Genomic DNA, 220 nt, shown 5'->3' on the forward strand with positions numbered 1-220 from the left:
CGAAACCAAAGCTGCTGCACAGGTGCAGGCGGCCACGGGGGCTGTCGTGTGCGTCAGAGAGTTCATCGGAGAGTTGCTGGAAGTCTTCCAGGATACGCACGGCCCAGCGCTGCACCCGCTCGCCGTCTTCGGTCAGGGCGATGCGTCGGCTGGTGCGGTGCAGCAAGCGGGTGGCCAGGGTGGTTTCAAGGATCTGGATGCGCTTGCTGACATAGGCCGG

The 220-nt window shown here is 64.5% G+C and carries 1 protein-coding gene; it reads right to left on the minus strand.

What is annotated here, in order from left to right; translation table 11 throughout:
* On the minus strand, positions 1-220 hold a 220-nt coding region (locus ACW9IR_RS30285; RefSeq protein WP_457466296.1), incomplete at both ends, for a LysR family transcriptional regulator.

The organism is Pseudomonas sp. SDT291_1_S447 (assembly GCF_054070155.1).